Source organism: Streptomyces sp. NPDC048671 (assembly GCF_055587045.1).
This window is the reverse complement of record NZ_JBVJHB010000001.1, coordinates 869,486-888,406: the sequence shown is the minus strand read 5'-3', so window position 1 is coordinate 888,406 and position 18,921 is coordinate 869,486. Positions and strand designations below refer to the sequence as shown.

Annotated in this window: 16 protein-coding genes; 9 read left to right on the top strand and 7 right to left on the bottom strand. The window is 71.3% G+C overall.

Features of this window, described 5'->3' with window-relative positions:
* Positions 1–33 precede the first annotated feature (33 nt).
* Positions 34–1,662, bottom strand: a complete 1,629-nt coding sequence (locus tag ACZ6S6_RS04080; protein WP_469703719.1) for an MFS transporter — start codon at positions 1,660–1,662, stop codon at positions 34–36.
* Between the two features lie 149 nt (positions 1,663–1,811).
* Between ACZ6S6_RS04080 and dusB the strand changes: the two genes are divergently transcribed.
* The 4 genes from dusB to ACZ6S6_RS04060 all read left to right on the top strand — a co-directional run bounded on the left by dusB (position 1,812) and on the right by ACZ6S6_RS04060 (position 8,474).
* Positions 1,812–2,960 carry a tRNA dihydrouridine synthase DusB gene (gene dusB, locus ACZ6S6_RS04075; protein WP_469703717.1) on the top strand — a complete coding sequence of 383 codons (1,149 nt, stop codon included), beginning with the start codon at positions 1,812–1,814 and terminating at the stop codon, positions 2,958–2,960.
* 529 nt (positions 2,961–3,489) lie between these two features.
* Positions 3,490–6,252: a pyruvate, phosphate dikinase gene (ppdK, locus tag ACZ6S6_RS04070; RefSeq protein WP_362964565.1), complete on the top strand. Its 2,763-nt coding sequence runs from the start codon at positions 3,490–3,492 to the stop codon at positions 6,250–6,252.
* 593 nt (positions 6,253–6,845) lie between these two features.
* Positions 6,846–7,865, top strand: coding sequence for an ArsR/SmtB family transcription factor (locus ACZ6S6_RS04065; RefSeq protein ID WP_362964563.1), 1,020 nt, complete (start codon positions 6,846–6,848; stop codon positions 7,863–7,865).
* A 198-nt stretch (positions 7,866–8,063) separates the two neighbouring features.
* Complete coding sequence (locus ACZ6S6_RS04060) at positions 8,064–8,474, top strand: VOC family protein (RefSeq protein WP_362964561.1); 411 nt, start codon at positions 8,064–8,066, stop codon at positions 8,472–8,474.
* 58 nt (positions 8,475–8,532) lie between these two features.
* Here ACZ6S6_RS04060 and ACZ6S6_RS04055 read toward each other — a convergent pair whose 3' ends face one another.
* Positions 8,533–9,462 carry an oxidoreductase gene (locus tag ACZ6S6_RS04055; RefSeq protein ID WP_469703709.1) on the bottom strand — a complete coding sequence of 310 codons (930 nt, stop codon included), beginning with the start codon at positions 9,460–9,462 and terminating at the stop codon, positions 8,533–8,535.
* Positions 9,463–9,545: 83 nt separating this feature from the next.
* Between ACZ6S6_RS04055 and ACZ6S6_RS04050 the strand changes: the two genes are divergently transcribed.
* A complete protein-coding gene (locus tag ACZ6S6_RS04050) occupies positions 9,546–10,334 on the top strand; it encodes a sulfite exporter TauE/SafE family protein (protein WP_469703707.1) in 789 nt (262 codons plus the stop codon).
* Between the two features lie 35 nt (positions 10,335–10,369).
* On the opposite strand, the gene ACZ6S6_RS04045 is transcribed toward ACZ6S6_RS04050, so the two are convergent.
* From ACZ6S6_RS04045 to ACZ6S6_RS04030, 4 genes are all read right to left on the bottom strand, one after another.
* Positions 10,370–10,993, bottom strand: coding sequence for a class F sortase (locus ACZ6S6_RS04045; protein WP_362964555.1), 624 nt, complete (start codon positions 10,991–10,993; stop codon positions 10,370–10,372).
* 99 nt (positions 10,994–11,092) lie between these two features.
* Positions 11,093–12,034, bottom strand: coding sequence for a hypothetical protein (locus tag ACZ6S6_RS04040; RefSeq protein ID WP_469703886.1), 942 nt, complete (start codon positions 12,032–12,034; stop codon positions 11,093–11,095).
* Positions 12,035–12,410: 376 nt separating this feature from the next.
* Positions 12,411–12,938: a DUF5990 family protein gene (locus tag ACZ6S6_RS04035; protein ID WP_469703876.1), complete on the bottom strand. Its 528-nt coding sequence runs from the start codon at positions 12,936–12,938 to the stop codon at positions 12,411–12,413.
* Between the two features lie 117 nt (positions 12,939–13,055).
* Positions 13,056–13,856, bottom strand: coding sequence for an aminotransferase class IV family protein (locus ACZ6S6_RS04030; protein ID WP_469703704.1), 801 nt, complete (start codon positions 13,854–13,856; stop codon positions 13,056–13,058).
* A gap of 88 nt (positions 13,857–13,944) precedes the next feature.
* On the opposite strand from ACZ6S6_RS04030, the gene ACZ6S6_RS04025 reads away from it, so the two are divergent.
* Positions 13,945–14,583: an NADPH-dependent FMN reductase gene (locus ACZ6S6_RS04025; RefSeq protein WP_469703702.1), complete on the top strand. Its 639-nt coding sequence runs from the start codon at positions 13,945–13,947 to the stop codon at positions 14,581–14,583.
* An 80-nt stretch (positions 14,584–14,663) separates the two neighbouring features.
* Positions 14,664–15,026, top strand: a complete 363-nt coding sequence (gene cutA / locus ACZ6S6_RS04020) for a divalent-cation tolerance protein CutA (protein WP_469703700.1) — start codon at positions 14,664–14,666, stop codon at positions 15,024–15,026.
* 10 nt (positions 15,027–15,036) lie between these two features.
* On the opposite strand, the gene ACZ6S6_RS04015 is transcribed toward cutA, so the two are convergent.
* Positions 15,037–15,771: a SanA/YdcF family protein gene (locus tag ACZ6S6_RS04015; protein WP_362964547.1), complete on the bottom strand. Its 735-nt coding sequence runs from the start codon at positions 15,769–15,771 to the stop codon at positions 15,037–15,039.
* Positions 15,772–15,976: 205 nt separating this feature from the next.
* Between ACZ6S6_RS04015 and ACZ6S6_RS04010 the strand changes: the two genes are divergently transcribed.
* The gene (locus ACZ6S6_RS04010) at positions 15,977–17,314 is read left to right on the top strand and encodes a deoxyguanosinetriphosphate triphosphohydrolase (RefSeq protein ID WP_362964545.1); all 1,338 of its coding nucleotides are present in this window, start codon (positions 15,977–15,979) and stop codon (positions 17,312–17,314) included.
* Between the two features lie 347 nt (positions 17,315–17,661).
* On the top strand, positions 17,662–18,921 hold the full coding sequence (locus ACZ6S6_RS04005) for an NAD(P)/FAD-dependent oxidoreductase (RefSeq protein ID WP_362964543.1): 1,260 nt from the start codon (positions 17,662–17,664) through the stop codon (positions 18,919–18,921).

Genomic DNA, 18,921 nt, shown 5'->3' with positions numbered 1-18,921 from the left:
GACAACGTTCCTGGGAGCCGCTTGCCGGATTCCTTACAGCGTGTTCGCCGCCGAGGACTGACCACCGGGCTTGTCACCCGACTGACCACCCGACTGACCACCGGTCCGGCCACCGGTCCGGCCACCGGCCGGACCACGCCCCGCCCCCGCGCCCGCCCCCGAACCCACGGCCGAAGAGCCTCCCGCCGATGAACCACCGCCCGCCGACGGCCCCTTCGCCGTCGCGGGCCCCTCCAGGCGTTCAGCGGTCCGGCGTGCCGTGCCCCGCGCCCAGCGCCCGCTGCTCAGCGCCCCGACCACCAGGACGCACACCCCGCAGCCGGTGATGATCCACCAGGCGGGTCTGCTCGCCGCCACGAAGTCGCCGGCCGGCCCGATGCCGTCCGGGGAGGCGGCGCCGGACACCCCGGCCGCCAGTACCGCCCCGATCACGGCGACACCCAGCGTCTGCCCGATCTGGCGGCTGGTCGAGGCGACCGCGGCGGCGACGCCCGCCTGGGATCGCGGCATTCCAGAGACAGCGGTGTTGGTGATGGGCGCGTTCACCGAGCCGAAGCCCAGCCCGAACAGCACATAGCCGGTGAACATCAGCAGGTTGTCGGTCTCCGCGTCGAACAGCGCGAACATGAGCCCGCTCGCCGCCATCGCGACCCCCGCGACCAGGAGCGGGATACGTGGCCCCCGGCTGGCGACGATGCGCCCCGAGATCGGCGGCAGGACACAGACCATCGCCGCCATCGGGAGCATGTACAGGCCGGCGCCCAGTGCGCTCAGCCCCCGTACGTCCTGCAGATAGAGCGTGTTGACGAAGAGGAAGCCGCCGAGCGCGGCGAAGGCGCTGACCGCGATGACGGTGGCCCCGCTGAACGGGGCGCTGTGGAAGAACCGCAGATCGATCAGCGGATCGGCGCGCCGGGGCTCGTACACCAGCAGCCCGATCAGCGACGCCGCCGCGACCGTGGCAAACAGCAGGATCTCGACGGAGGTCCACCCCTTCTGCGGTGCCTCGATGATCGCGTACGTCAGCGAGCCCAGCAGCGCGATCACCAGCAGCTGGCCCACCGGATCGGGGCGGCGGGCCTTCGCGGCGCGCGACTCGGGGACGTACTTCCAGGTCAGCAGCAGCGCGGCGATGCCGACCGGCAGATTGATCCAGAAGATCGACCGCCAGCCGACCGAATCGACCAGACTGCCGCCGATCACCGGTCCCGCGGCCATCGAGATGCCGACGACACCGCCCCAGGCGCCGATCGCCCGCGCGCGTTCGCGCGGTTCGGTGAACGTGTTGGTGATGATCGACATCGCGACCGGGTTGAGCATGGAGCCGCCGACGGCCTGCACCATCCGGAACACGATCAGCGTCTCCAGGCTGGGCGCGATCGAGCAGAGCGCCGAGCCCAGGGTGAAGAGGACGAGCCCCGCCTTGAAGACCTTGCGTCGGCCGATCCGGTCGGCGGTGGAACCCGCGAGCATGAGCAGGGAGGCGAGTACGAGGGTGTACGCGTCGATCGTCCACTGCATCCCCGCGACGCTCGCGTGCAGTTCCTGGCGCATGGAGGGGAGGGCGACGTTCAGGACGGTGCTGTCCAGGCTGACGATCAGCAGACTCATGCAGCAGATCGCCAGCACCAGCATCCGTCGCCGGTGGCTGAGCTCGGGCATACACGGATAGTACGGCTAACTAACGACCGTCGCCGCTGTTAGCCGCTGCCGCTGCCGCTGCCGCTGCTTGCCGCCGGCGCTACCGCCGTTGCCGTTGCCGCTACCGCTGCCTGCCGGGAGCAGTTCTCCGCGTACGCGACAATGGGGGAATGACCACGCTCGCCCCCGCGCCCCAGCTGCTCCGCATCGGCCCGCACACCGTGCAGCCGCCGGTGGTCCTCGCCCCCATGGCCGGCATCACCAACGCGCCCTTCCGCACGCTGTGCCGGGAGTTCTCGGGCGGCAAGGGGCTGTTCGTGAGCGAGATGATCACGACGCGGGCGCTGGTCGAGCGCAACGAGAAGACCATGCAGCTCATCCGCTTCGACGCGAGTGAGACCCCGCGCTCCATCCAGCTGTACGGAGTGGACCCGGTCACGGTCGGCAAGGCCGTCCGCATGATCGTCGACGAGAACCTCGCCGACCACATCGACCTGAACTTCGGCTGCCCGGTCCCCAAGGTCACCCGCAAGGGCGGCGGCTCGGCGCTCCCGTACAAGCGGCCGCTGCTGCGCGCGATCCTCCACCAGGCGGTCTCCAACGCGGGCGATCTGCCGGTCACCATCAAGATGCGCAAGGGCATCGACGACGACCACCTCACCTACCTCGACGCCGGCCGGATCGCCGTGGAGGAGGGCGTCACGGCGATGGCCCTGCACGGCAGGACCGCCGCCCAGCACTACGGCGGCACCGCCGACTGGGACGCCATCGCCCGGCTCAAGGAGCACGTCCCGGAGATCCCCGTCCTCGGCAACGGCGACATCTGGTGCGCGGACGACGCCCTGCGGATGATGCGCGAGACCGGCTGCGACGGCGTGGTCGTGGGCCGCGGCTGCCTGGGCCGCCCCTGGCTCTTCGGCGACCTGGTGAGCGCCTTCGAGGGTACGGGGACGAGGCAGACGCCCTCCCTGCGCACCGTCGCGGACGTGATGCTGCGGCACGCGACGCTGCTCGGGGAGTGGATCGGCGACGAGACCCGGGGCGTGATCGACTTCCGTAAGCACGTGGCCTGGTACCTCAAGGGCTTCGCGGTCGGTTCCGAGATGCGCAGGAGCCTGGCGGTCACCTCCTCGCTGGAGGAGCTGGGCTCCCAGCTGAACGAGCTCCGGTTGGACCAGCCGTGGCCGGACGGCGCCGACGGCCCGCGCGGACGCACCTCGGGCAACAACCGCGTGGTTCTCCCGGACGGCTGGCTCAAGGACCCCTACGACTGCGCCGGCGTCGGCGCGGACGCGGAACTGGACACCTCCGGCGGCTGAGCCGGTACGGAACGGGCGTGCCGCCGCGCCCCGGGGCCGCCGTGCCGCCGCGCCGCCGGCCTCGGCGGAAGCCGCCGGAGTGCCGTTCGCCCTGGGCGCCTGGAAGAGGCGGACCTCGGGGTACTGAGCGACTGCCTGAGGCGTCCGTGGCGTCCGGATCCTGGAATGCGGGTCCGAAATCAGCGTGATTCGCGCCACGTTTGATCGAGAGTGCGCTCAGGTGAGCGCAATGGTGATTGCTGCACTTCTGGAAGATCTGGCACTCAGTGCCACGTCGTAGCCTTCGGGAAGTGCACTCAGATGCGTAGAGGTTCGCTCATGTGAGTGGTTGAGGGTCAAGAACCGGCCATCCCGCCTTCAAAGTCTGAACGAGGAGCCCCGGCCTGATCGCCGGACAGATTCATTGGATCTGCTGGCGGACAGGTGGTTGCGGCCGCGTGACGGCCAGGTGGACGTACCCAGACACCTTCGATCTGGGTATGTTCCTCGCCGTCAGGGCAGCCACCGCGTCCTCGAGGAGTCGAGACCCGTGTCGGAAAACAAAGACCCCCACGTATCCACCCCGGAGTCCCCGGAGCCTGCGGGTCAGAAGTTCGTTTATGACTTCACCGAGGGCAACAAGGATCTGAAGGACCTGCTGGGCGGGAAGGGTGCCAACCTCGCCGAGATGACCAATCTCGGGCTCCCCGTCCCTCCGGGCTTCACCATCACCACCGAGGCGTGCAAGGTCTACCTCGGCAGCGGTGAGGAGCCGGCCGCGCTGCGCGACGAGGTGAGTGCGCACCTCGACGCCCTTGAGGCGCGGATGGCCAAGAAGCTCGGCCAGTCCGACGATCCGCTGCTGGTCTCCGTCCGCTCCGGCGCCAAGTTCTCGATGCCCGGAATGATGGACACGGTCCTCAACATCGGGCTCTCCGACGCGTCCGTCGTCGGTCTCGCCACCCAGAGCGGCGACGAGCGGTTCGCGTGGGACTCCTACCGCCGGCTCATCCAGATGTTCGGCAAGACCGTCCTCGGCGTCGACGGCGCCCTCTTCGAGGAGGCCCTGGAGGCCGCGAAGGAGGCCAAGGGCGTCAGCGTCGACGTGGATCTCGACGCGGCCGACCTGAAGAAGCTGGTCAGGCAGTTCAAGAAGATCGTCACGCGGGACGCCGGACGCGACTTCCCGCAGGACCCGCGCGAGCAGATGGACCTGGCCATAAAGGCCGTCTTCGACTCGTGGAACACCGACCGGGCCAAGCTCTACCGCCGCCAGGAGCGCATCCCCGGCGACCTCGGTACGGCCGTCAACGTCTGCTCCATGGTCTTCGGCAACCTCGGCCCCGACTCCGGTACGGGCGTCGCCTTCACCCGCGACCCGGCCAGCGGCCACCAGGGCGTCTACGGCGACTACCTGCAGAACGCGCAGGGCGAGGACGTCGTCGCCGGAATCCGCAACACCGTGGCGCTCGCGGATCTGGAGTCCATCGACAAGAAGTCGTACGACCAGCTGATCACGATCATGGAGACGCTGGAGACCCACTACCGCGACCTCTGCGACATCGAGTTCACCATCGAGCGCGGCCGGCTGTGGATGCTCCAGACCCGGGTCGGCAAGCGCACCGCCGGTGCCGCCTTCCGGATCGCCACCCAGCTCGTCGACCAGGGCCTCATCGACGAGGCCGAGGCCCTCCAGCGGGTCAACGGCGCGCAGCTGGCGCAGCTGATGTTCCCGCGCTTCGAGGACACCGGAGCGCGCGGCGGGGAGGGGCCGCAGCGGCTCGGCCGGGGCATCGCCGCCTCGCCGGGGGCGGCGGTCGGCAAGGCCGTCTTCGACTCGTACACCGCGATCAAGTGGTCCCGTTCCGGCGAGAAGGTCATCCTGATCCGCCGCGAGACCAACCCGGACGACCTCGACGGCATGATCGCCGCGGAGGGCATCCTGACCTCGCGCGGCGGCAAGACCTCGCACGCCGCCGTCGTCGCCCGTGGCATGGGCAAGACCTGCGTCTGCGGTGCCGAGGAGATCGAGGTCGACACCAAGCGGCGCCGGCTGACGGCCGGGACCACGGTCGTGGAGGAGGGCGACATCGTCTCCGTCGACGGGTCGACCGGCAAGGTGTACCTCGGTGAGGTGCCCGTCGTGCCGTCTCCGGTCGTCGAGTACTTCGAGGGCCGGATGCACGCGGGCGCCGACGACGCCGACGAACTGGTCGCCGCCGTGCACCGGATCATGGCGTACGCGGACCGGGTGCGCCGGCTGCGGGTGCGGGCCAACGCGGACAACGCCGAGGACGCCCTGCGGGCCCGTCGCTTCGGCGCCCAGGGCATCGGGCTGTGCCGCACCGAGCACATGTTCCTCGGTGAGCGCCGCGAGATGGTCGAGAAGCTGATCCTGGCCGACACCGACCAGGAGCGCGAGACGGCGCTGGACGCGCTGCTGCCGCTCCAGAAGGCCGACTTCATCGAGCTGTTCGAGGCGATGGACGGACTGCCCGTCACCGTGCGGCTGCTCGACCCGCCGCTGCACGAGTTCCTGCCCGACATCACCGAGCTGTCGGTCCGGGTGGCGCTCGCCGAGTCCCGCAAGGACGCCAACGAGAACGACCTCCGCCTGCTCCAGGCCGTGCACAAGCTGCACGAGCAGAACCCGATGCTCGGTCTGCGCGGGGTCCGGCTCGGTCTCGTCATCCCCGGTCTGTTCGCCATGCAGGTACGGGCGATCGCCGAGGCGGCCGCCGAGCGCAAGAACGCCAAGGGCGACCCGCGCGCCGAGATCATGATCCCGCTCGTCGGTACGGTCCAGGAGCTGGAGATCGTCCGCGAGGAGGCGGACCGGGTCATCGCCGAGGTCCAGGCCGCCACCGGCACGGACCTCAAGCTGAAGATCGGCACGATGATCGAGCTGCCGCGCGCCGCGCTGACCGCCGGTCAGATCGCCGAGGCGGCGGAGTTCTTCTCCTTCGGCACCAACGACCTGACCCAGACGGTGTGGGGCTTCTCCCGCGACGACGTGGAGGCCTCGTTCTTCACCGCGTACCTGGAGAAGGGCATCTTCGGGGTGTCGCCGTTCGAGACGATCGACAGGGACGGCGTCGGTTCGCTGGTACGCAGTGCCGTCGAGGCCGGCCGGGCCACCCGCCCCGGCCTGAAGCTCGGCATCTGCGGCGAGCACGGCGGCGACCCGGAGTCGGTGCACTTCTTCCACGAGGTGGGCCTGGACTACGTCTCCTGTTCACCGTTCCGCATTCCGGTGGCCCGTCTGGAGGCGGGCCGGGCGGCGGCCCAGTCGCGCGGCAGCGACAGCCGCTGACGCGGCGGTACCCACTGATTCCGGAGCTGTCGCCGGCTCACCGGACCCCTCACCGGTCCGGCGGCGGCCACGGAATACCCGGAGGCGGCGGCACCCTGTGCGGGGGTGCCGCCGCCTCGCCATGTCGGCCGGGCCCGTGGATCCGGCGGTGCGGCGCGGGGCGCGGGGCCGTAAGCGGGACTGAGCGAGGGCCGGGGCCGTATGCGTCGGCCGTAAGCGAGCGCTTTCCACGATTCCGGGCGCTCCATTGCTTCGTTTAATGCGCAAAGAGATGGGCCGGAGTGGACCGGGGCGGGCCGGAGCGGACCAGGGTGCGGCCCATGGATCCCCATCCATGGGCCGCACCCGGCTTACCCCCGTCGGGTGCGGAGCCGCACCATTGCCAACCGCCGCCGAGCGAGCAAAACCCCCCACGGCCTTCACTCGCTCTTCCGGTGGCTCTGGAATCGCAACCCGACGTCGTACAGCCTTTCGGGTGACACCGGGTCGACGCGAGACGTTTCACCTCTGGCCGAAACCCCGTGGTGACGTGGTGTGACGACTCACATACACTTACGTGGGGGTAATTGCAGGTGCAAGCGGGTGGGGGAACGGTGCTGCGTATCCATATATCCGGATGGGACCTTTCCAGAGTGCGTATGGCCACCGGGCCGGACGCATTGTGGGAGACCATTCTCAGTCTTCACCGGCTGAGGGACCGGCGTGCTTCCACGGTGTTCGGGAAATGGCGCACGGAAACCCGTCCGCGGTTGAATGGTGAAGTACATCTGCTGTCCGCCGTGGTTCCACCGCGCGGCTATTTCCCGGATTTCCTGACGCCTTCTCAGGAAGGTTCCGAACCGCTGGACTTAAGCACCGGAATCGAGGCGCTGCGCGACACCCCGCCCGAGCGGCTGCGGGCCGAACTGGCGATGCTGGGCACCGGGGGAGCAGCCGGCGGCCGTACCGCCACGGCCCGGCGGGCAGTACGGCCGGTGCGGCTGGACGCGCTGCGGGAAGGGCGCTCCGAGCCCCTGGGCCGGCTCATCGGCGCGCTGCGCGGCTACCACCGCGCCGCGGTCGAACCGTACTGGCCGCATATCCAGGCCGGCATCGAGGCCGACCGCGCCGTCCGGGGACGCGCTCTCCTGGACGGCGGCGCGGACGAGCTGCTCGCCTCGCTCCCGCCGGTGATCCGCTGGCGGGCGCCGGTGCTGGAGGCGGACTACCCGGTCGACCGCGAACTGCACCTGGACGGCCGCGGGCTGCTCCTCCAGCCGTCGTTCTTCTGCCGCGGCGCCCCGGTCGTCCTCCGCGACCCGCTGCTGCCGCCGGTGCTCGTCTATCCGGTCGGCCACACCAGCGCCCCGGTCTTCGCCGAACCGGGCCCCTGGCTCGGCCGGCTCCTCGGCAACACCCGGTCGACGGTGCTGCGGACCATCGGCGGCGGCTGCACGACCAGCGAGCTCGCCCGTCGGGCCGGGGTCTCCCTCGCGTCGGCGAGCCAGCACGCCTGTGTGCTGCGTGAGGCGGGTCTGGTGCACACCCTGCGCCACGGCAGCTCCGTCCTGCACACGGTGACGCCGCTGGGCGACTCGCTGCTGCGGGGCGGCGCGCCGCTCGCCATGTCGTGATCCGTACGGGGCCCGCCGGACGGGAGAACGGCCGGCGAGGTTTCCCGTCCCGGCACCGATGAGTTTCCGGCGGCCCCGGCGTCTACCTCTCGTAACGCGTTCGCGGAGAACGCACAGGATTCGCCCACAGGATTCGCCCACAGGATTCGCCCACCGAATTCACGCACCGCATTCACCCGCTGAGAGAGCGAGACGGCCATGCCTCAGATGATCTTCGTGAACCTGCCGGTCAAGGACCTGGAGACGACCAAGGGCTTCTTCGGGAAGCTGGGATTCTCCTTCAACCCGCAGTTCAGTGACGAGAACACCGCCTGTCTCGTCATCAGCGACACGATCTTCGCCATGCTGATGACCGAGCCGCGCTTCAAGGACTTCACCAAGAAGGAGATCGCGGACGCCTCGAAGACCACCGAGATGCTCCTGGCGCTGAGCGCCGACAGCCGCGAGAAGGTGGACGAGCTGGCCGACGCGGCGCTCGCCGCGGGCGGCTCGCCCGCCAACGAGCCCCAGGACCTCGGCTTCATGTACGGCCGGTCCTTCCAGGACCCGGACCACCACATCTGGGAGGTCATGTGGATGGACCCGTCCGCCGTGGACGGCCAGGGCTGAGCCCACCGGGGCGAGAGCCTCTCGTTTGGGCCCGGCTGGGCTCGCGGGCCCCGGGGAATCAGACCCCGAGGCCCGCGAAGGTGACCCCGGTCAGCTGCTCCGACGCCACCCACAGCCGCTCGCTCGCCACATCGTTGAGCGTCCAGCCCGCCCGCCAGGACGGAGCCGGCGCACCGCGCCAGCCCAGCAGCCGCGGACCGGTGAACGAGTCGGGCCGTACGCCGGGCGCGGTGGCCGCGTACAGGCTGGGCAGGGCGCCCGCGGACGCGGGCTGGGCGATGATCCGGTTGCCGAGCTCGATGACCCGCTCCGCCGCTCTGCGGTTCTCCATCCGGACGCCCGCCGTCTGCAGATTGGTCGACGCGTAGCCCGGGTGTGCGGCGGCGGCGACCAGCCCGCTGCCGATGGCGGCGGTCCGCCGGGCCAGCTCGTGGACGAACAGCAGGTTGGCGGTCTTCGAGCGGCCGTAGGCGATCCAGCGGCGGTAGTTCCGCTCACTGTTGAGATCGCCCATGTCGATATTGGACAGGACGTGCAGACCGCTGGACACGCTCACCACCCGCGCGCCCGGGGTGCCGAGCAGCTTCGGCAGCAGCAGCCCGGTGAGGGCGAAGTGCCCGAGGTGGTTGACGCCGAACTGGGTCTCGAAGCCGTCGGCGGTCCTTCCGTACGGAAGGGCCATCACACCGGCGTTGTTGATCAGCAGATCGAGCCGGTCCGGGGTGTACGACGCGGCGAACTCCCGTACCGACGACAGATCGGCCAGGTCCAGCGCGGCGAACTCCACGTCCGCGTCCGGCACCGCGCCGCGGATGCGGGCCGCCGCCTCCTTGCCGCGCCCCTCGTCACGGCAGGCGAGCAGCACCCGGGCGCCGCGTCGCGCCAGCTCCCGTGCGGTGATCAGCCCGATACCGCTGTTGGCTCCCGTCACCACGGCCGTACGGCCGCTCTGGTCGGGCAGGTCACTCGCGTACCGGCGCTGGCTCATGAATCAAGCGTACGACCGGACTTTCCTGCCGCACCGGCAGGACGGTTGGACGCGACATGTGCCGTTTCCTTAGGGTCGCGATCATGCCTGACATAACCGTGACCACTCTCGTCGTGCTGTGCCTCGCCGCGGGAGCGGCCGGCTGGATCGACGCGGTGGTCGGCGGCGGCGGACTGCTTCTGTTGCCCGCGCTGCTGCTGGGGCTGCCGAACGTCCCCGCCGCGCACATCCTCGGCACCAACAAGGCGGTCGCCATCGTCGGCACGTCCGGCGCCGCCGTCGCCTACGCGCGCAAGGCGCCGGTGAAGGTCGGCGTCGCGCTGCGGATCGGCCTCGCGGCGCTGGCCGGATCGATGACCGGTGCCTTCTTCGCCGCCGGGATCAGCAGCGAGGTGCTGCGCCCGGTGATCATGGTGGTGCTGCTGGCGGTCGCGGGGTTCGTCATGCTGCGGCCCCGGTTCGGCAGGGCGCCCGAGGACGGCACGGCACCCCCGGTCACCCGGGCCCGCACCGTCACCGCGATCGTGCTGGTGGGCGGCGGCATCGGCCTGTACGACGGGCTGTTCGGACCGGGTACCGGCACCTTCCTGGTGCTGGCCCTGACCGCGGTGCTCCACCTCGATCTGGTGACGGCCTCCGCCAACGCGAAGATCGTCAACGTCTGCACCAACGGCGGCGCGCTGGCGATGTTCGCGTACCAGGGCAACGTGATGTGGCAGCTGGCCGGTCTGATGGCGGTGTTCAACCTGGCGGGCGGCCTGGTCGGAGCGCGGATGGCGCTGAGCAGGGGCAGCGAGTTCGTCCGCGGGGTGCTGCTGGTCGTGGTGTTCTCGCTGGTCGCGAAGCTCGCCTTCGACCAGTGGAACGCGTGAGCGCCGCGGGCGTGTCCGTGAGGTCCCGCCCGGCGTCAGCGCACTGAGGTGAGGTGCGCGTAGGCCACCACGTTGCCCTCGTAACCCGTCGACTCGGAGAATCCGCCGCCACAGGTGATCAGCCGCAGCGAGGCGTGTTCCGAGGACCCGTACACCCGCTTGTCGGGGAAGTCCTTGCTGTCGTAGACCTCGACGGCGTCGAGTGCGAAGACGGCGGTGCGGCCGTCCTGCCGGAGCACCTCGACGGTGCTGCCCTTCTTCAGCGAGCCCAGGTTGTAGAAGACGGACGGGCCCTGGGCGTTGTCGACATGGCCGGCGACGATCGCACTGCCCTTGGCGCCCGGCGGGGTGCCGTCCTTGTACCAGCCGACGATGTCGGTGTTCCCGGCCGGAGGCACATCGAGGCTGCCGTCGGGGCCGAGCCCGAGCCGCATCATCGGGGCGTCCACCCGGATGCTGGGGATCCGGATGCGGACGGGGGCCGAGGGGCGCAGCGGTTCGGCGACCGGCGATCCCGGCAGCAGTTCCGGTCCGGCGGCGAAGGCCTGGGCGGAGGCCGGGCCCGGCGGGGTCAGCCGGGTGTCCGCGCCGTTCCGGATCAGCCAGACACCGGCCAGCGCCGCGACGACGAGCAGCCAGCCCTTGGCCTTCTGGGACACGGTCGTCCTCCGGGTGACGAGGATGGATTTGCGGTCCCGTCCCGGTGGCGCTGGGCCACCGGGACGGGACCAGGCGGTACGGAGAGGTGGAATTCTCCGTCAGCTGTCGTCCTGCGTGCCGCTCGCCCGGCGACGCAGGAGCCAGGCTCCGCCGACGGCGGTCGCGGCGAGAACGCCTGCGCCCGCCGCGATCTGGGTGGTGTCCGGTCCGACGCTGCCGCCGACACCGGTCCTCACGTGCCCCGTGGGGGCGGTGGGTGCGGCCGAGGAGCGGTGGCCGGAGGGGGTCTCGTGGTCCGACGCGCTGTCGCGCGCGGCGGAGTTCTCGTGCGCGGCGGAGCTCTCGTGTTCGGACGGGCTCGGCCGCTCGCTGGAGGTGCCGCGGACCGGGGCCGCGGGGGAGTCCGGCACGAGGGCGGAACCGGCGGCCTCGGCCTCGTCGAGGCCCGAGGAGTCATAGCCGGAGGAGTCGTAACCCGAGGAGTCGTAGCCGGACGAGTCGTGACCCGAGGCGTCCAGGCCCGAGAAGTCGTAGCCGGAGGAGTCGTCGGCGTCCGCCGGGGAGTCCTTCCCGGAGCCGTCCCGGGCCGTGTCCGTCCGGGCGGCGCCGGGGGTGTCCCTGCTGTCCCTGCCCGCGGTGCCGGCGGGGTCCGCACTGTCCCTGCCCGCGGTGCCCGCGGCCTTCACCTCGATCTCGCCGGTGGCCTCCTTGCCGTTCTCGCAGGCCACGTCGACGCTGTACGGGCCGGGCTCGACGTTGCCGGGCACCCGGAACGAACCGGCCAGGACCTCCTTGAGGGTGGCCGGTGCCAGCGCGAAGCGGGAGGCCTTCAGGGAGCTCGCGTCGCCGGTGGCGCCGGTGTCGTCCCCGCAGGCGGTGGTGTTCACGGTGACCGTGGTTCCCGGAGCCGCGCTCGCCGGGGTGATCTCCAGCGAGCCCAGTTCGTCCCCGTACGCCGACGGGGCGGCGGCGCAGAGGCCGAGCGCGGCGGCGGCGAGGGCCGCGGCGGTGCCGGTCACGAGGCGAGCAGGACTGCGCATGGGGGTTCCTCCGAGCAAGGGGCGCTGGCGGGTGTGTCCTGGCTCCGAGCTAACGGCCGGGCGGCCGCCCACGCCTGCTGACACCGAGTCAGCTGTCACCCGTTCGGACCGGCGCAGCCTCCTTGCCACGCGGTATGCGTGCAGGTCAGAGCGGTGATGGTAGGGGAGGTGCGGCACCCTGCGGCATCCGGTGCCGATCGGGTGATGACCCCCGATGTGAATGTGGTGCACGTCACATGCATGACCTTGTGGCCGAGGGGCACACGCATCACACCCCCCACGGGACGGCGTCCCCTCGCCGCCTCCGGCCGCCGCCCTCATCGGGCCCGCCCCCCTCTGGGCCCGATGAGGACGGCTCCGCCTCCGCACTGGTGTCTCAGGAGATCCGCAGCGGTGCGTCAGAAGAGGGAAGCGCCTGTTCCGGAGCGGCGGCGGACCACTCGACGACCGGCGGCCGGACCCGCGCGCACAGCGGCTGGCCCTTGGCGTCGGAGAGCGGCAGCCGTGCCGTGAGGTGCCCGGAACGCGCGGCCGCTTCGAGGACGTCCGCGCCGATGTCGGCGAACATCAGCTTGGCCCGCCGGAACATCGAGAAGAGGCCGTCCTCGTCGACCGTGCCCCACGACAGGTAGACGAAGCGCCCGCCGAGCCTGTCCTGTACGTACGGCCCGCTGATCTCGACACCGTCCGCACCGTCTGCGGAGGCGGAGGCGGTGGCAGAGGCGGTGGCGGTGCAGTCCAGGGTCCAGGAGGCGGACGGGGTGTCACCCGGAAGCAGCCCGAGGAGTTCGCCGGGCCGGTCCTTGCGCTGCACGCCCACGTGGATGTTCTCGTAGCCGGCGAAGTCGCCGCCGGGCCCGCAGGTGCGGCCGGGCAGACGTGAGCCCTCGATGTGGATCTGCATGCGCGACTGCGGGCCTTCGGTGGGGATCTCCATGTGCCCCATGGTCCCCTCTCGGGGCCACGCCCCCGACCGGCCGTGCGCCGAGGCGCCCGTCCCGCCCGGCCGGGGCCGGAGGTCTCACACGGTGTCCCAGGGCGCCTTCCCGTAGGCCGTGTCCAGCCGCCCCATCAGCTCCTCGTCCACCGTGAACGCGGTGTCATCGATCCGCCGGACCGGCGCGATGCCCTGCGAGTTGGTCACGAACGCCGACCGGTAGGCCCCCAGCCCGTCCAGCGTCACCGGACTCCGCCGCGACCGGACCCCCGCGCCGGGGAACTCCTGCTCCAGCAGCGCCATGGTGATGCCGAGCAGTGCCGGCGCCTGCGGCCAGACGACCGAATCGCCGTCCCAGAAACCGATGTTGGTGATCGACCCCTCGGTCACCGAGCCGTCCGGCAGGGTCAGCACCGCATCGTCGAAGCCCGCGCGGGAGGCGAGATTCCCGTAGTACGTCTGGCCGAACTCGCCGGGACGCTTGAGGTGCGGCACGGTACGGGCGTACGGGACGGACATCATGCTCTTCGGCTCGGTGGACATGCGGGCCGGGGCGCGCACCGTGACCATGACGGTCGTCGCGGTGGCGCCCGGCGGCAGGAATCCCTGCACCCGCACCGAGCCGTCGACGGCCCCCGCCCCCTGGAGCGCGTGCCGGATCAGCTCGCGCACCCGCCCGCCGTCCAGCGGGAGTTCGAAGATCGCCCGGTTCGCGCCGTCCAGCCGGTCCAGGTGCAGCCCGAGCCCGCGTACCCGGCCCTCCCTGACCTGCATGGCGGTGAAATGGCCGTAGTTGAAGAAGGCGGCTGTCCGCAGATCGTCCTCGGTGGCCGGATGCCCGTCGAACTCGGCGTACGGGACCGGTGCGGCTGCTGGATTCGTCATGCGTTCCACCGTATGCCGACACGCACGGCGGAGGGGGCGGTTGTCCGGCGCTTGACCTCAACCGTGGTTGAGGCGTGAGCCTCTTCCCATGGACCTCACCACCACTGACTCCACAGCTGCCACTCCCGCCACCACCGCCGCCTCCGGCGACGCCCCTCTGAAAGTCGCGGTCATTCTCGCCAGCAACCGCGAGGGCCGCTTCGCCCCCGTCGTCGCCGACTGGTTCCTCTCCCGCACCGAGGGCCACCCCGCCGTCGTGACCGACCTGGTCGATGTCGCCGGACTCGACCTCCCGACCGTGCACTCGTACCGCCCCGGACCCGAGGCGGCGGACCGGCTGGCCGAGGTCGCGGGCCGGTTGGCGGCCGCCGACGCCTTCGTCGTCATCACCCCCGAGTACAACCACTCCTACCCGGCCCCGCTCAAGAACGTCATTGACTGGCACCACACCGAATGGCAGGCCAAGCCCGTCGCCTTCGTCTCCTACGGCGGGGTCTCCGGCGGGCTGCGCGCGGTCGAGCACCTGCGGCAGGTCTTCGCCGAACTGCACGCCGTCTCGATCCGCGACACCGTCTCCTTCCACAACGCCGGCGCGCTCTTCGACGACGAGGGCAGGCACCGGGACCCGGCCGGTGCCGACGCCGCCGCGAAGTCGCTGCTCGACCAGCTGGTGTGGTGGGGCAGGGCGCTGCGGGACGCGAAGGAGGTGCGGCCGTACGGCGGTTGACCTGGCGGCAGCGAGTCCCGCCCCTGACAATGGAGGTGGACCGCTGCCGGACCCGAGGAGACCGAAAGAGGAGACCGAAGGTGACTTCGCCCGCATGGCTGACCGTTCTGACCACGACGGACAGCGAGGAGAAGGCCCGGCTGCTGGCGCAGGGCGTGGTGGAGGCGCGGCTCGCCGCCTGCGTACAGATCTCCGCGCCCGTCCTCTCGGTCTACCGGTGGCAGAACGCCATCGAGACCACCGAGGAGTGGCAGCTGCTCCTCAAGACGACGGCCGAGCGGTACGACGAACTGGAGGCCCACCTCCAGGAGGCGCACGACTACGACACCCCGGAGATCATCGCGATCCCGGTGCTACGGGGCAGCGCCGGCTATCTCGGCTGGGTGTCGGCGGAGACCGCGCCGGTCACCTCGCAAGGGAGCCGGGGGCCCCGGCTCCCTTGACGGGGCGCGCTCACCGGGCATCCGCCGCGAGGGCCGTTTCCACGCCCGGCTCCCGGGGGCCCAGGAAGTGCGGGTCGGGCTTGAACAGCGCCTCCAGGGCCGCCTTCCCCGACGCGGCGAGCTCCCGCGTCCCGCCGTAGTACCAGGTCGCATCGTGTCTGGCGTCGACCCCGACGCCGTACGCGTCGATCCCCGCCGCCCGGCACAGCGCGATCGCCCGCCGGATGTGGAAGCCCTGGGTCACCAGCACGGCCCGCTCCACCCCGAAGATCTTCCTGGCCCGCACGCACGAGTCCCAGGTGTCGAAGCCGGCGAAGTCGCTGACGATCCTGCTGTCCGGCACCCCGTGCTCGACCAGGAACGTGCGCATCGCGTCCGGCTCGTCGTACTCCACCCGGCTGTTGTCACCGGTCACCAGCACGACCTTCACCTTCTTGTCCCGGTACAGCTCGGCCGCGGCCCGCAGCCGGTTCGCGAGATACGGGGACGGCTTCCCGTCCCACAGCCCCGCCCCGAACACCACGGCGACCTGCCGCGCGGGCACGTCCGCCGTCGTCCTGACCCGGGCGTCGGCCACCGAGTGCAGCCAGGTGGCGGGTGCCAGGCCCAGCACACAGGCGACCATCACCCCCTGCACGGCCCGGCGCCGTCCCCGCCGGGTCCGCGGCAGCCGGGGCCGCAGCAGGGCCGCCGTTCTCCTCAGCCGGCCCCGGCCCACCCCTGCACCCTGTCGCTTCAGCCGCATGAGAGCGCCCTCGTTCCTGTCTTTGTCCTGTGCCGTGCCGAACTGTCCCCCTATGACGTGACGACAGGACGGCCCAAAGGGTTCTGCGTAACCGCCACCACCGGCACGGACGGCCGGTGTCCCGGCACGCGAAAATCGGATGAACACACATTTCTTGACGTCAGCCTGAGCCCTCTTGTCAGCCCGGCCGATTAATGTCGACCTCATGGAAGGCACGCACGACACGCACCACACGCACCACACGCACGGCCCGCGGGAATCGGACACGGCTCCTTACGGCGCCGCCGACGCCGAGCGCTGGGCCACCGAACCGGACAAACGGCCCGGCCGCACAGCCTTCCAGCGCGACCGCGCCCGCGTGCTCCACTCCGCCGCGCTGCGCCGGCTCGCCGGGAAGACCCAGGTGGTCACCCCCGGCACCCGCAGCTACGCCTGGGACGCCAGCCCCCGGACCCGGCTCACCCACTCCCTGGAATGCGCCCAGGTCGGCCGGGAACTCGGCGCCGCACTCGGCTGCGACCCCGACCTGGTCGAGACGGCCTGCCTCTCCCACGACATGGGCCACCCGCCCTTCGGCCACAACGGCGAGCAGGCGCTCAACGACTTCGCCTCGGACTGCGGCGGATTCGAGGGGAACGCCCAGTCGCTGCGCCTGCTGACCCGGCTCGAACCGAAGCGGTTCGTCCCCGACCCCCGTACCGGCGAGCTGGTCAGCGTCGGGCTCAACCTGACCCGCGCCGCGCTCGACGCCGCCACCAAGTACCCCTGGCACCGGGGCGCACACCCCACCGACCCCGGCTCCCCGAAGTTCGGGGTGTACGAGGACGACCTGCCGGTCTTCGACTGGTTCCGCAAGGGCGCCCCGCAGGACCGCAAGTGCTTCGAGGCCCAGGTGATGGACTGGTCCGACGACGTGGCGTACTCGGTCCACGACTTCGAGGACGGGCTGCACGCCGGGCACATCGACCCCAACTGCCTGGACGCCGAGCCGGAGCGGCAGGAGATCTGGCAGGTCGCCATCGGGCGGTACGTCCCGGCGGACACCGACCCCCAGGAGCTGTCCGAGGCACTGGACCGGCTCATCGGCCAGGACTGGTGGCCGCACGGCTACGACGGTTCGGCCGTCGCCCAGGCCCGGCTGAAGGACGCCACGAGCCAGCTGATCGGCCGGTTCTGCCTCGCCGCCGAGAGCGGCACCCGTCTGGCGTACGGCACCGGCCGCCTCGGCAGATACGGCGCCGAGCTCGTCGTACCCCGCGAGGCGCGCAACGAATGCGCGGTGCTCAAGGCGGTCGCCGACCGTTACGTCATGCAGCGCGCCGAGCAGGAGGCGATCCGCGCCGACCAGCGGATCGTCATCGCCGAACTGGCCGCGGCGCTGACCGCCCGCGCGCCCGAGGGGCTTGAGCCGCAGCTGCGGGCGCTGTACGAGGCCGCGCCCGACGACCGGTCCCGCAAGCGCGTCCTGGTCGACCAGATCGCCGCGCTGACCGACGCGTCGGCCCGCACCCTGCACCACTCGCTCACCGCGCCCGGCCGATGACCCCGCACCGGACTCCGCACCCGGCCCCTCCCGCGCGGTTCCCGCGCCGGCGAAGACCGGCGCGGCCCGCACCGGGGGTCGCCCCGTACGCGTCCCGCCCGCGCATGTCCGGCGGCGACGGGGCGCGGCGGCGACGTCCGGCCATGTGACAGGTGGTGTGCTGGGTGCGCGTACCGCGTGACCCCGCCGCGTACCTGCCACCCTGTTCCCCGTGGTGCGGCACCGGTCCGCGGACCGGCCCATGACCACTGGGTGTGACCTGATCGGGTCACACCCTCTTTCGCCATCACGCTGCGTGCGGGACGCTCGCAGTTGGCGCCGCGCAGCAAGCACCGAGGAGGCATCAAGTGGTCGACGCACATCGGACGTTCGTCATTGTCGGCGCAGGACTGGCCGGAGCGAAGGCGGCGGAGGCGCTCCGCTCGGCGGGTTTCAGCGGCCGGGTCATCCTGATCGGCGATGAGCGCGACCATCCGTACGAACGCCCGCCGCTCTCCAAGGGGTACCTGGCCGGCAAGGAGGAACGCGACAGCGTCTTCGTCCACGAGACGGCCTGGTACGCGGGGGCCGACATCGAGCTCCACCTCGGCCAGCCCGTCACCGTACTGAACCGCGACGCCCGCTCCGTGGAGCTCGGCGACGGCACCGTCATCCACTACGACAAGCTGCTCCTGGCCACCGGCGCCGAGCCGCGCCGCCTCGACATCCCCGGCACCGGCCTGGCCGGCGTCCACCACCTGCGCCGCCTCGCCCACTCCGACCGGCTGCGCAACGTCCTGGCCGCGCTCGGCCGCGACAACGGCCACCTGGTGATCGCCGGAGCCGGCTGGATCGGCCTGGAGGTCGCGGCGGCGGCCCGCGGATACGGCGCCGAGGTCACCGTCGTCGAACCGGAGGCGACCCCGCTGCACCGGGTCATCGGCCCCGAGCTCGGCCAGCTCTTCACCGATCTGCACAGCGACCACGGCGTCCGCTTCCACTTCGGCGGCCGGCTCACCGAGATCGTCGGCCAGGACGGCATGGTGCTCGCGGTCCGCACCGACGACGGCGAGGAGCACCCCGCCCACGACGTCCTCGCCGCGATCGGGGCCGCCCCGCGCTCCGCCCTCGCCGAGGCCGCGGGCCTCGACATCGCCCCCCGCGCCCAGGGCGGCGGCATCGCCGTGGACGCCTCCCTGCGCACCAGCGACCCGCACATCTACGCCGCAGGTGACGTCGCCAACGTGGCGCATCCGGGGCTCGGCACCCGGCTGCGGGTGGAGCACTGGGCCAACGCGCTGAACGGCGGCCCGGCGGCGGCCCGCGCCATGCTCGGTCAGGACGTCTCCTACGACCGGGTGCCGTACTTCTTCTCCGACCAGTACGACCTCGGCCTGGAGTACTCGGGCTGGGCACCGCCCGGCAGCTACGACCAGGTGGTGATCCGCGGCGACGCGGGCAAGCGCGAGTTCATCGCGTTCTGGCTGAAGGACGGCAAGGTGCTCGCCGGGATGAACGTGAACGTGTGGGACGTCACCGACACCGTGCAGGAACTGATCAAGGCCGGTCAGCCGGTCGACCCGGACGCGCTGGCCGATCCCTCGGTGCCGCTGGAATCACTGATCTGA